Below are 12,403 nucleotides of genomic sequence, written 5' to 3'. Positions count from 1 at the left end.
GCGGAGCGAGTGCCGCTATGCTTGCTGACGGGCAAGTTACTGGCATAACCGCCCGACCCGGTATCTTTGTAGTCCCACCCCACCCACATTCCCCTTTTCTCAGCATGGAAACCACTCCCAGCGATACCGTTCTCGTTATTGGTGCCTGCGGCCAGCTCGGCTTCGAGCTCACTCACGCCCTGCGCCAGCGCTACGCCGCTCACCGCGTCATTGCCGCCGACGTGCGCCTGCCCAAGCAACCGGAGCTACAAGAGGCCGGCCCCTTCGAGTTGCTCGACGTGCTCGACCGCTCTCGCCTCGAAGCCATTATTGCGCAGTATCGCCCCAAGCAGATTTACCACTTGGCCGCGTTGCTGTCGGCCACGGCGGAGAAGAACCCGGAGTTTGGCTGGCGCCTGAACATGGATGGCTTGCTGAATGTGTTGGACCTGGCGGTAAAGTATAAAGTAGCGCAGGTGTACTGGCCCAGCTCCATTGCCGTATTCGGGCCCGATACGCCCCGCCAAAATACCCCCCAACTGACCATTATGAACCCCAGCACGGTGTACGGCATCAGCAAGCTGGCCGGGGAGCAGTGGTGCGAGTGGTACCACAAAAACCACGGTCTCGATGTACGCTCCCTGCGCTACCCTGGCCTGATCAGCTACAAAACCTTGCCCGGCGGTGGCACCACCGACTACGCCGTGGATATCTACCACAAAGCCGTAGCCGGCCAGTCCTACGAGTGTTTTTTGCAGCAGGACACGTACTTACCGATGATGTACATGCCTGACGCGCTCAAAGCCACCCTGGATTTGATGCACGCTCCGGCCGAGCAAATCAAAGTGCGCTCTTCTTATAACCTCGGGGCCATGAGCTTCTCGCCCGCCGAAATTACGGCCGCTATCCAGCGCCACGAGCCGGATTTTGAGGTAACCTACAAGCCCGACTCGCGCCAGCAGATTGCCGACTCCTGGCCCGCCAGCATCGACGACTCCCGCGCCCGCCAGGATTGGGGCTGGCAGCCCGAGTTTGACTTGGATAAAATGACGGCCGATATGCTCTTACACCTTCATCAAGCTGAGCCCCAAGTAGCTGTAGGTCGCTAAGCTTTTGATTTCACAAAAAAAGCCCCCAGAAATTATCTGGGGCTTTTTTTGTGGTTGTAAAACTGTTTTTTGCAACGACCGTTCTCTGCTAACATGCGTGTATCTCCGCGCGAACCTGCTGTGAGAAAATGATAGTCAACTATACGGCCGACGGCTGGCAGATTATTTACCAACAATCACACGCCCTATTAGCCGCGCAGATAGCTTGGCATTGGACGCCGTTTGGGCCCACCGACCGCTGGGTAGGCCTCTTGGCAGCTATAGCCCAGCACGACGACGAGCAGCGCCCCTGGGACGGCCACTATGGTCTCACCCCCACTGGTGCCCCCGCCGATTTCACGATGGTGGACTTCTCCATGGAACAGGCCACCAACGTACTTCGGGCCGCGCGATTTCAGGGCCAGTGGCGCAGCTTACTTACCAGTATGCATCTGAGCTTTCTATACGAAGCACTCAGGGGGCAAAAAAAGGAGTTGGATGCTTTTCTAGACGAGCAAAAAGCCAATCAGCAGCGCTGGCGCAAAGGCTTGGGCATCAATAAAGCCGATGCCCAACAAGCCTACGACCTTATGCAGTGGTGCGACCGACTCTCCCTGATTCTCTGTCGTCGGGAGCTACCGGAGATGGGTCGAGCCCTCGAAATCAGTCAAGGCCCCGATGGGAGGCGCTACGACGTGACCCGCCCAACCGCCGATGGCCCCGTGACCATTACGCCCTGGCCCTTTGCAGCTTCTCACTTCACCGTGAGCGTAGAGGCTAGTATGTTGGCTCAGCTTCAGTTCCAGGACGATGCGGAGCTATCGGCGCGCTTGCGCGAAGCTCCTATTGAGACGTTGCGGTGGGAGCTTGTGAAGTCGTAGAGCTCCAAAAAAGCCCCCCAAACACCAACTATAGTGAACTTTTCAGCTTCTGCACCGGCACAGGGCTGTCCATAATGCCGACCGGAACAGTTTGGCGAACAGCTATATCAGTGATGCGCGCAGGTTTGGTAGGGTCGCTGCGGTCAGAGGCGAGCAGTATGTTGCCATGCTGGGCGTAGTCGCTCCAGCGGCGGCGAAAGGTCGGTTGTGGATCATCGGCCTTAGCGAAGTACGACCACTCATGCACGAGCCCGCTGCTGCGCAGCACCCGAATCTCGTAGCGGTTTTCGGGTGTCACGCCTACGTCTTTGAACGTCATTTGCAGGATGTCGGCAGGCTCGTTTTCGAAGGTGGTACCTAAGCCGCGGTAAGTAAGCGTCACGCCGGAGTCTTTGAGTTTGAAGGGCATAATGAGCCACCACGAGTTATTGACCCAAACCGGATACATTTTTTCGAGTAGCTCCTGACCGCCAGGTGTGTCCGTTATTTCCTTGCCGCTTTTGTAGGCTTTGCCAGTGCGCGTGAGCAGGTTATAATTGGCCACTAAGCTGTCCTGCTCCCAGTGAAAATCGCCGGTGTATTTGTCCCAGATCTGGTATTGACCCCGAAAAAAGCTCCACGCCAAGTAGCGGGTATTCTGCCAGTTCTGATAGCCACCCATGCGAGCCATCACGGTGTCGGCAATGGCAATGGCACGCTCGTCGGAGCCAGCGAGGTCGAAGCCCTGGCCGGCCGGATAAGCTGGCGTAGCGCTGATAGTAGCCACCTCGCGAATGCGTTGGCAACTCATCGTGTAGAGCGAAAAAGCAATCACCATGCTGAGGCCAACGGTGCGCAGGAAAGGACAAAAAGCCTTCATTAACAAGAAGATAGAAGATGTGAAAAAAACCGACCTAGCGTTGAGCTTTGCTGACTAGTTGAGGTGCGGGCGCATCTATACGAGAAGCACGAGTGGGTGGCCATATGAAACACTCAACCGAACGCATGGCACTTCCAGCCCGTACTAGTAGCCAGTACTCCAAGCCTATCGTTCGCTTTCCCTTTCTTATGACGCCCTATCGCCTTTCCGACATCGTTGGCATTTTCAAATCTACGGCTGGCGAATTTATGCAGAACAACTCGTTTCGCCACGCGGCGGCGCTGTCGTACTACACCATATTTTCGCTCCCGCCTCTACTGCTCATTGTTATCACTTCGGCCAGCACGATCCTTGGTGCTGAGGCCATTACAGGCCAGCTTTTTCAGCAAATCAGAGGTATAGTTGGGGCTGAGGAGGCCAAGTTCATTCAGGATTCCATCAACAAGTTCAACCAGTCTCAACAAGGCGGCTTGTCATCGCTCATTGGTATTGCTACCCTGATCTTTGCTGCCACTACATTTTTCGTTACGCTACAGGAAAGCATCAACGACATCTGGAATCTGAAAGTGAAACCTCGCAACGGTATTTGGCAGTTTGTCCGCGACCGTTTGCTGTCGTTTGGCTTGATTCTGAGCGTAGCTCTGCTCCTGCTTATCTCGTTCGTCGTCAGCGCAGTGCTTACTGCCTTCACCGATTACCTACAGCAACTGTTGCCCGGCGTAGCGGTGTTTTTTATTCGCTTGCTCGATCTGGCGCTGTCTCTTGCCATTACTACCACCTTGTTCGCCTTGATCTACCGCTTCCTGCCCGACGCCATTATCCGGTGGCGCGATGTCTGGATTGGTGCTTTTATCACGGCTTGCTTATTTGTGCTCGGCAAATTTCTGATTGCCTTCTACATCGCTCAGGCCGAACCAGCTTCGGCCTATGGTGCTGCAGGCTCCGTTATTATTCTGCTGCTGTGGGTTAATTACTCGTCGCTGATTATCTTCTTCGGGGCCGAGTTCACGCAGGAATTTGCTGATGCTTTTGGGCAGAAAGTACAGCCCAAAGCCCATGCTGTGCGCATACGAGTAAGCGAAGTGCCCATTGGCGAGTCAAATGAAGAAATTGCCACGGGCCGCCCGCGGGCGCAGGGCACTTGGCGAAAATAAAAGGTTGATTATTCAGACCTAGTGGTATTTAAATATTGAAGCAAACGAGTACGTTTACGGCACTGCCCTGATGTACTTGTTTGTATGAAATCACTTTACCGTCTTCTATTGCTCCTGCTTGGCTTGGGGGGCTTTTTTACGCCCCAATATGCAGTAGCTCAGCAAACTACCAGTTCCCAAACTCGAGTACTGACGGTGAGCCCAATTGTAGGCGAATCGATTGATAAGCAGGAGAAGGTTACGTACGGGCTGTTTCCGTTCTTCTCGTTCGATGACTTCCGGGAAGCCCGTTTCCTTCAAACTCTCACGCCTGATAGCTCAATTACGCTACAAGCGACCATGCTCGATGGCAGCATCAAGCAACGCCCCTTTACTGTCAGTGAATTCCGGGCCGTGCGCGCCAGCATTGAAGAGCGCCAGAAGTTGCTAAGTGCTACTCCTGGCCTTGCCGCGGGTGCAATTGGCACGCCTGACTCGTTGGGTCAGATGTATTCCGTAGAACTTCGCACGGGCACTTCCTTCATCGGCCGACTCGTAGCTCAGCGGGCCGGAGAATACGAGTTTCAGACGACGGACGTAGGGCGCATCACGGTGCAGCAGGCCAACATAAAAAATATGCAGCCGCTGACATCAGACCAGGCCGGAAGAGGCTGGGAGCCAGTTGGCAATGGCACCCGCCTGTTTTTCGCACCTACCGCCCGCACCCTGCGAAAAGGTGAGGGCTATGTGCAGGACATTGATATTTTCATCGTGGGAGGCAACTATGGCATTACCAATAACATATCCATTGGTGGACTAGTGGGGTTATTTCCGGGCGCAGGGCTGAATATTCTAGCTATTACGCCCAAAGTAGGTGTTGCCGTGACGGAGAAATTCAGCGTGGGAGCGGGTGTTTTGTTTGCCAGCGTATTTGGCGAAACGGGCGGCATAGGCTATGGCCTCGGCACCTACGGCACCGCCGACAATAACGTGACGCTCGGCTCGGCTATTTATTCGCCGACGGCGAAGTAGAAAGCAGCCCGGTAGTGGTAATTGGTGGCGCTACCCGCGTGTCACGCCGTGTATCGCTTCTCAATGAGACCTACATCGTTGATGGCGGCTTTGGTGGTTTGGCAGGCTTGCGCATAGCCGCCGCCCGGCTGAGCGGCAGCATTGGAATTTTGTACGGTACCGACGGCGAAGACGGAATAGTTGTGCCCGCTTATTTGGAAGTCACCTATCGATTTGGCAAAGTAAAATAGCGGCTTACACGAAGAATGAAAGCCAAAAAAGCCCCCCAATTATTGTTGGGGGCTTTTTGTGGTTGGTTAACTTAGGCGGCTACTGGCTTCTCTTTCACAGCTAGCTGCCCGCAAGCGGCATCAATGTCTTTGCCCCGCGAGCGACGAATGTTGGTTTGTACGCCGCGGTCAGCCAGGAACTTATGGAAGGCCACGATCTTGTCGGCTTCGGCGTTTTGGTAATCGGCGTTTTCAATGGGGTTGTACTCGATGAGGTTCACCTTGCAGGGTAGCCACTTGCTGATGGCGTACAGCTCGGCGGCATCTTCCAGCGTGTCGTTGAAGTTCTCGAATACAATGTACTCGTAGGTGACTTTGCGGCCGGTTTTCTGGTGATAATACTGCAAGGCCTCCTTCAGCGCCGCCAGCGAGTTGGCTTCGTTGATAGGCATGATTTCGTTGCGCTTGGTATCGTTGGGCGCGTGCAGACTCAGAGCCAGATTGGCTTTCACATCATCATCAGCCAGCTTCTTGATCATCTTGGCAATGCCGGCCGTGCTGATGGTGATGCGGCGCGGGGCCATATTCAGGCCGTCGGGGCGGTGATGCGCTCCACGCTTTTCACCACGTTGGCGTAGTTCAGCAGCGGCTCGCCCATGCCCATGTACACGATGTTGGTGAGCGGCGTGCCGTACTGGCTTTCGCACTGCTCCCGAATGCGCACCACCTGGTCGTAGATTTCGGCCGCGTCGAGGTTGCGCTTGCGTTCCATGTAGCCCGTGGCGCAAAACTTACAGGTAAGTGAGCAGCCCACCTGCGAGCTGATGCAGGCCGTCATACGCGTATCGTGCGTAATAAGCACGCCTTCCACGATATTGCCATCGTGCAGACGAAATGCCGACTTGATGGTGCCGTCGTTGGAGAGCTGGTGGTTTTGCACCGTCACGCTATTGATGACGAAGTGCTGGGCCAACAGCTCGCGCGTAGCCAAGCTGATATTGTTCATCTCCTCAAACGAGGAGGCCGTATTTTTCCAGAGCCACTCCAGCACCTGCTTGGCACGAAAAGGCTTTTCGCCGTGCTCCACCATAAAGGCTTTGAGCTCGTCGGGGTAAGTTTGCGAATGTCGCGCTTGGTCAGTACGGGCAAGGATATCATAGGGCAAAGATACAACGTAGCAGGCGCTTGGGTTCCAGAATATAGACTTCTGCACCTATTATTGAGTTACGACTTATTTCGTGGCGCTCAACTTCAAGATGTATCTTACTGCTACGCGGCGGTTATTCTGCATTCCAGGCTTAAAGCGGGACAAGCTTTGACTGGCCTTTACCAGCGCCGCTTCACACGTGGCAGACAGCTTGGGATACGAAACGTTTGACAGGTTACTAACACTGGCAACGTCATAAATGCCACCACTTGGCCCAACAACGAAGCTGACAAAAACCGGGTTTGGTGGTGAGCAGCCGCCTTTGGCGCTGGCAGCTTGAAACTCGCGCAGAAAATCCGCAGTTAAGCCCTTCATGTCGCCAGCACCTGAGTACACGGGCATATGCTCTACGTAGGTGTATACTTTGGTAGAATCGATGGGCAGCTTCACCTGAGCAGGCTTCTTTGGAGAAGATTGGGCTTGGACCATTAACCCGACGGCTACAAAGCCGAGTAGCAGCGTTAACCGGCAAATAATTCGAGTGAATGGAAGCATAGGAGTAGGTAAAAGCTAGAGCTTGAAGATAGTCATTACGTAGTAGGTGCGAGTCCAAACTGCGCTTCCATTTCAGGGGGCAAATTTCGGAGCTTGCGGGTGTTATAGTCGAAGCACAGCATGCCGGTTTTGGCGCGGGCTATTTCCTTCCCATCTTGGTTTTTCACCCAATACACCACATCAAAGCCGTAGCGGTGCAGATCGGTGGCGGCTAATTGAATGTGCAGCACGTCGCCGTGGAAGCCTTCGCCTTTGTATTCAATTGCCACGTCGGCCATGATAAGGCCGGTTTTGGTAGCCGGGTCGAATTCGGGTAGCTGGCAATGTTGGAGGAATTGCACGCGGGCTTCGTGTAAGATGCTTAGCAGGGCGTCATTGCCGAGGTGGGCGCCGTAGTTGAGGTCGGTGATGCGGACCGGAATCTGAACAGTAAGCGGGAATGTATCGGGCAGAGCTACTTTTACGCGGGTCATGTTTGATTAAGAAAGATGAGCAACGAGGAATTACACGCGGAGCCAAAGGTAGAAGTAAGAGTGACGCAGGACGGCTCCAGCACCTTGTACGTGCCGGCGCTGAATGAGCATTATCATTCCACCCATGGCGCCGTGCAGGAGGCGCAGCACGTGTACCTGGCAGCGGCACTGGAGCCAGCGCTGACCGAAATGGGGGAGCAAATTCGAGTGCTGGAAATCGGCTTTGGCACCGGCTTGAATGCCTTGCTCACCTTGCAGCGCGGCCTGAGTGCGCCCCAGCTTATTCACTACGATACGCTGGAAAAATATCCACTCCCTCCCCACGTTGTTGCTGCGCTGGGCGTGGAGCGCTACATCCTGAACCCTGAGCTACAGGAGTTTCACTATCAGCTGCATGCTGCGCCTTGGAATGAGGCCGTGCCCATCACTTCCCGTTTCACCTTACGAAAGCTCCACACGGCCTTACAGGATTTTGCCCTGCCCGCAGCGCATTACAACGTGGTTTATTTCGATGCCTTCGCTCCTGAAAAGCAACCCGACATGTGGACCGATGCCGTGTTCGATCAGCTATTTGCCGCTACCGCGCCGGGGGGCATTTTGACGAGCTACTGTGCTAAAGGCAGCTTCCGGCGCAGCCTGAAGGCGGCGGGATGGGTAGTGGAGAAAATTCCCGGTCCGCCCGGTAAGCGCGAGATGACGCGGGCCAGAAAGTTGAGTTGAAAAGCGACATGACGCGTCTTGTTGCGGTTCTAAGATTATAAGAATCGACTCAGCAAATCTTGGCCATATCCGTTCATCCGCTACTTCTCTATACTAGTCAATCTCCAAACTTTCTAACTTGCCCACATGAGCCGCAAACTCCTCGAAACTGATGGGTCAGACTGGGTAAAGAAGGGGATTATCACCCCCGAGCAGCACCGACAATTGCTGGAGCTATACCCGGAAGATGTGCGGGCTATTGGCTTGCTGCCGCTGCTGGGCAGTTTGCTGGTCGGCCTGAGTGCGTTGAGTTTGGTAGCGGCCAACTGGCAGGGCCTACCGGAGTGGCTGCGGATTGGGCTGCTGTTGGGGGCTTTTTAGGCGCTTACGCCAGCGGCGAGTTTTTTCTGCGTCGGGGCAATAGCTCAGTGGGCATCGGTTTGGTGGGCTTGGGCCTGATTCTCTTTGGAGCAGCCATCATCCTGACCGGGCAGATGTACCAGCTCATCGGTTACGACGTGACGGGGCTCGTAGCGTGGGCCGTAGCAGGCACCTTGCTCACATATCTGTATCGCAGTCGGTTTTTGTTTGTACTCACCGTGGTAATCGGGGGCGTGGTGCAGGGCTATACCACCGGCCAGTTGGGCGCTTTCAGCTACGCGGCGGCTGTGCTTACGGCGGGCGGACTAGGCTACTACTGGTGGCGCCGCCCCGATGTGCTACTGGGCGGTGTATTGGCTAGCGGCCTGCTCTGGCAAACAGGTTTGCTTATCGGGCATCTGCACGCCAAAATCACGTGGTTTTTCGTGCCGGCGATGCTCATTTACGCCGCTGGCGATTGGCAAACCGACCGCCCCGCTGGCCGCGCCCTGCAAGGGCCACCCCTGATTACGGCCTTTGTATTTATGCTGGGCCTCGCGCTTTATGGGGAAGTGGGCAGCTACGCGGGCATGCTGCGGCCACCATTGCTGGCCTACGTAGCGGCCCTCGTAGTCGTATTTGCTCTTTCACTGGCCGGCAAGCGTACCCGCGACCGGATGGGCAGTGCCACCGATTGGCTGCTGCTGCTGCCAGGCTTTTATTTACCAGGCGGTTTGCCGCTAGCCATTGCTTCCTTGGTCGTGCTCTACGCTTACTCAGGAGCCGTACTGTGGCGGGCGCAAGTGGAGCAGAACCCCGACCGCATCACGCTGGGGACCATTTTGTTTATCCTGACTACCATGGTAGCTTACTTCAAGCTGACTTGGGAATTCATGGATAAGTCGCTCTTCTTTCTGTGTGGCGGCGTGCTATTACTTGGGTTGAGTTGGTATTTGCGGCGGCGCAATGCACGCGCCAGTAGTCGCTAATCACATTTAATCACGTCCCGTATGTTCTCGCTCTTATCAGATCAGGTGCCACTGGCGCGTCGGCGGCGATTATTGCTACTCACGATTCTGGCGCAGGTGCTATTTATTGTGGCCGTAGCGGCGGCGGGCTATGCTACCACGGCCTATGGCCGCGTCATTACGCTCCGAACCACCCCTATCGACCCGCGCGACCTCCTCTACGGCGACTACGTTACGCTGAATTATTCCATTAGTCAGTTGCCCACCAGTTTGTGGCGGGAGCCCGGTCCGCGCCCACGGCGCGGCGACCCGGTGTACGTGGTACTTCGGCCGGCTGGAGAGGCGTATGAGGCAGTGCGCGTGTATGCAAAAAAACCCGACGTACCCGCCGACCAAGTGGTGCTGCGTGGCTGGGTAGCCGACCGTTGGCGCCGCAACCTGCGCATTCGCTACAATCTGGAGCGCTACTACGTACCCGAAGGAACCGGTCAGGAGTTGGAGCGGCGAGGGGCACGGAAGCCACTACTCGTCAATATTAGTATTGCTCCCTGGGGTCAGGCCCGTATTACGGGCTTAGAAATAGTCGCGCCAGACAGCTTAGGTGTGCCCCGTCCTTAGCGAAACCAGAATATTTGCTCGGGCGTGATACAAGCCGTCAGCGGCTGATCAGTAGTGTTTACATCCACAACTTGGGTAATGGGTGGCTCCAGTGACAAGCCTATCCGCTGCGCCTCCGGCCGACATTGCGCCAGAAAACGGTCGTAGAAACCCTTGCCATATCCTACCCGATGGCCGCTCAAGTCGCACGCCAGCAGCGGTACCAGCACAGCATCAAAGACCGTGGGGGGCTTTTCTTCCGCTCCAACCGGCTCCGGTATTCCCCAACGATTCGTAACCAGCTGCGTGTCAGGGGTAAGGTGATAGTGGCGCAACGTATGCCCATCGGCCTGCATTATGGGTACGGCCAACTGCACTAGCGGAAACTCCGCCCAGATGCGGTGAATAATTAGCCAGGTATCCGGCTCGTGCTGCTTCGCGATAGGTAGAAACACATGCAGCCAACGCCAGTCGGCAATGGGAAAGCTCTCGAATAACTGCTGGCTAAGCAGCGCACTGCGCCGCTCTACTTCTGCTTCCGTTAGCGTGCGGCGGCGAGTTAAAAAGGTGCGACGTATGTCTGCTTTCAGCATAAAAGAATCAGCAAAAAGCCCCCAAGCGACCTGAGCACTCAAACTCACGCTTCGTAGATAAGCGAAAGTCTACTCTTCCTCCAGCACCGTAAACTCCAGCGCCAGCGGATCAAAGGCGTCGAAAAGCTGCTGTAGAAACTCAGGGTTGTTGATGATAATGCTCAACACATTCTCCACCCGCTCCTGTAGGTCGCCATTGGGGAAAAGCTTGTCTTTCAAAGCCGTAAGCTGGGTAAAAACAATTTCGTGTTTGTTTTCGGCAGCTTTGCTCAGGCGCTTTTCCAAGTTGCCGATGCCAGCGGCCGCTTTTTGAGCTTCGGCCGCTACGGTTTTAACCAGCGTAGGGTCGAGGCGCTGCGCGAGGTCGGTTATCTCCTTAAAAATGCCCCCCAGCGCTTCTTGCTGCGCTTTCAAGCTCACTTCCTCCTGGCCTATTGCACTGCCGACTTGTTTTTTCAACTCCGGCAGCGGCTGAAATAAGTCGTTAGCTGTCAGGCCTAGCTTGCGTAATTTGCCCGCACTGGCCTTACCCACATATAGGCCCGAATTGCGCAGCAACAGTATTGGGAAAGGCACTTTGTTATCGGCAAATACCTGCTTGAGCTGAAACCAGTAGGCTACTTCCGCGCCACCTCCGATGTAGCACAAATTGGGCAGCAGCAGCTCCTGATACAGCGGGCGCAACACCACATTGGGGCTTAAGCATTCGGGCTGTTTACCGACTAGCTCCAGTAATTCCTCCGTGCTGTAGCGCAGGTCCGTATTACGCACCACAAAAGAGTCGTCTTCGGGTTCTATCCGCTCGCGCTTGCCTTGGTCAGTCAGAAAAAACAGGTTGACCGGGCGGGCATACACCTGGGGCTTATAATTGGCAGCCGTAAGCTGCTCATTGGTGGTTTGCACCGCTTTAAAGGAAGCCTGGGCACTGATTTCCTGTTTCAGCACGGGCACCAACGCCTGCTTCAACGCGGCCATATCGGCATCCAGACAAACCAAGCCCATTTCACCAAACAGCTCCGTTACAAGCAGACGCGTGGCCTCAGCTAGGGTCGATGATTTGCGGTATGCTTCTATAAAAGCGGCTGGTACATCCGCCGACAACTGGCTGAGCACATTCTCCTCCAACCCGTCCAACGTCATCCGACCAACAGGACCACCTACATTCTCAGCCTGCCACTCGTAGCGCTTACCGAAGAGCTGAAAGTGGTTGATTTCGGCAAAATCGTGGTCTTCGGTAGCCATCCAGTACACCGGCACAAAGTCGTACTGCGGATACTTCGCCTTCAACTGCTGGCTCAGCTTAACGGTAGTTATAATCTTATAAATGAAGTACAGAGGCCCCGTGAACAGGTTTAGCTGGTGCCCTGTGGTAACCGTGAAGGTGGTAGGCTGCGCCAGCAGTTCAAGGTTAGCCGCTACGCTGGGGGGCAAATTCACCTCTTTATATTGCTCCCGCAGACCAGCCACCAGCCGCTCCCGACTTTCAGCAGAATAGCTGGCTTGTTTCTCCTCAATTTGCCCACCAAAGGCCTCCAAGGTGGGGAAGCGGTGATAGAAAGGCTTCAGCGCTGCTTGCTGGGCTAAGTAATCGGTAACTAAAGCGGAAAAAGCACCGGTAGCGGCGTACGGGAGGGTGGTCACGTGCATGATTGGAGTGTGATAAGCTGGTTTAACCAGCAAAGCCCAACAAAGTAACGGGCTATTTCCGTAGTTGCCCGTGCCGACCTCCCAAATTTGCCCGTATTGCCTCCAAAATACCAGCCATTTTTATTCGTAGAACTATATCGACGCTGTATTCGGCCTTCAGTAAATTAGCCTCACTTTTCCCTT

The 12,403-nt window shown here is 55.1% G+C and carries 12 protein-coding genes and 2 pseudogenes; 8 read left to right on the top strand and 6 right to left on the bottom strand.

Annotated elements, in window-relative coordinates:
- The first annotated feature begins 104 nt into the window (after window positions 1-104).
- Together EPD59_RS02405 and EPD59_RS02400 are read left to right on the top strand one after the other, a co-directional pair.
- Window positions 105-1,088, top strand: coding sequence for an NAD-dependent epimerase/dehydratase family protein (locus EPD59_RS02405; protein WP_133271396.1), 984 nt, complete (start codon window positions 105-107; stop codon window positions 1,086-1,088).
- A 128-nt stretch (window positions 1,089-1,216) separates the two neighbouring features.
- Window positions 1,217-1,948 (top strand): DUF3891 family protein, encoded by a 732-nt coding sequence (locus EPD59_RS02400; RefSeq protein WP_133271395.1) that lies wholly within the window; start codon window positions 1,217-1,219, stop codon window positions 1,946-1,948.
- 28 nt (window positions 1,949-1,976) lie between these two features.
- Here the strand turns inward: EPD59_RS02400 and EPD59_RS02395 are convergent, their stop codons facing one another.
- A complete protein-coding gene (locus EPD59_RS02395; protein ID WP_133271394.1) occupies window positions 1,977-2,807 on the bottom strand; it encodes a hypothetical protein in 831 nt (276 codons plus the stop codon).
- A gap of 125 nt (window positions 2,808-2,932) precedes the next feature.
- Here EPD59_RS02395 and EPD59_RS02390 point away from each other — a divergent pair, with 125 nt between their 5' ends.
- The 3 genes from EPD59_RS02390 to EPD59_RS02380 all read left to right on the top strand — a co-directional run bounded on the left by EPD59_RS02390 (window position 2,933) and on the right by EPD59_RS02380 (window position 5,202).
- Entirely contained in the window at window positions 2,933-3,961 is a 1,029-nt protein-coding gene (locus EPD59_RS02390) for a YihY/virulence factor BrkB family protein (RefSeq protein WP_240731582.1), read from the top strand.
- 84 nt (window positions 3,962-4,045) lie between these two features.
- Window positions 4,046-4,972 (top strand): hypothetical protein, encoded by a 927-nt coding sequence (locus tag EPD59_RS02385; protein WP_133271393.1) that lies wholly within the window; start codon window positions 4,046-4,048, stop codon window positions 4,970-4,972.
- Between the two features lie 38 nt (window positions 4,973-5,010).
- Entirely contained in the window at window positions 5,011-5,202 is a 192-nt protein-coding gene (locus EPD59_RS02380; protein ID WP_133271392.1) for a hypothetical protein, read from the top strand.
- Window positions 5,203-5,273: 71 nt separating this feature from the next.
- Here EPD59_RS02380 and rlmN read toward each other — a convergent pair.
- The 3 genes and pseudogenes from rlmN to EPD59_RS02365 all read right to left on the bottom strand — a co-directional run bounded on the left by rlmN (window position 5,274) and on the right by EPD59_RS02365 (window position 7,356).
- Window positions 5,274-6,339, bottom strand: a pseudogene (gene rlmN, locus EPD59_RS02375) (23S rRNA (adenine(2503)-C(2))-methyltransferase RlmN).
- A gap of 73 nt (window positions 6,340-6,412) precedes the next feature.
- Window positions 6,413-6,883, bottom strand: coding sequence for an energy transducer TonB (locus tag EPD59_RS02370; protein WP_133271391.1), 471 nt, complete (start codon window positions 6,881-6,883; stop codon window positions 6,413-6,415).
- 35 nt (window positions 6,884-6,918) lie between these two features.
- A complete protein-coding gene (locus EPD59_RS02365; protein ID WP_133271390.1) occupies window positions 6,919-7,356 on the bottom strand; it encodes a thioesterase family protein in 438 nt (145 codons plus the stop codon).
- A 15-nt stretch (window positions 7,357-7,371) separates the two neighbouring features.
- Between EPD59_RS02365 and mnmD the strand changes: the two genes are divergently transcribed.
- From mnmD to EPD59_RS02350, 3 genes and pseudogenes are all read left to right on the top strand, one after another.
- Entirely contained in the window at window positions 7,372-8,076 is a 705-nt protein-coding gene (mnmD, locus tag EPD59_RS02360) for a tRNA (5-methylaminomethyl-2-thiouridine)(34)-methyltransferase MnmD (RefSeq protein ID WP_133271389.1), read from the top strand.
- A 126-nt stretch (window positions 8,077-8,202) separates the two neighbouring features.
- A pseudogene (locus EPD59_RS02355) lies at window positions 8,203-9,404 on the top strand (DUF2157 domain-containing protein).
- 21 nt (window positions 9,405-9,425) lie between these two features.
- Entirely contained in the window at window positions 9,426-10,001 is a 576-nt protein-coding gene (locus tag EPD59_RS02350) for a GDYXXLXY domain-containing protein (RefSeq protein WP_133271387.1), read from the top strand.
- Here EPD59_RS02350 and EPD59_RS02345 read toward each other — a convergent pair.
- Both EPD59_RS02345 and bshC read right to left on the bottom strand, forming a co-directional pair.
- Window positions 9,998-10,573, bottom strand: a complete 576-nt coding sequence (locus tag EPD59_RS02345; RefSeq protein WP_133271386.1) for a 5-formyltetrahydrofolate cyclo-ligase — start codon at window positions 10,571-10,573, stop codon at window positions 9,998-10,000. The genes EPD59_RS02350 and EPD59_RS02345 overlap by 4 nt on opposite strands.
- Before the next feature lie 69 nt (window positions 10,574-10,642).
- Window positions 10,643-12,220: a bacillithiol biosynthesis cysteine-adding enzyme BshC gene (gene bshC, locus EPD59_RS02340; RefSeq protein WP_133271385.1), complete on the bottom strand. Its 1,578-nt coding sequence runs from the start codon at window positions 12,218-12,220 to the stop codon at window positions 10,643-10,645.
- Window positions 12,221-12,403 lie beyond the last annotated feature (183 nt).

It is taken from the genome of Hymenobacter radiodurans (genome assembly GCF_004355185.1).
Lineage (GTDB): Bacteria > Bacteroidota > Bacteroidia > Cytophagales > Hymenobacteraceae > Hymenobacter > Hymenobacter radiodurans.
This window is presented reverse-complemented; position numbering and strand designations above follow the sequence as displayed.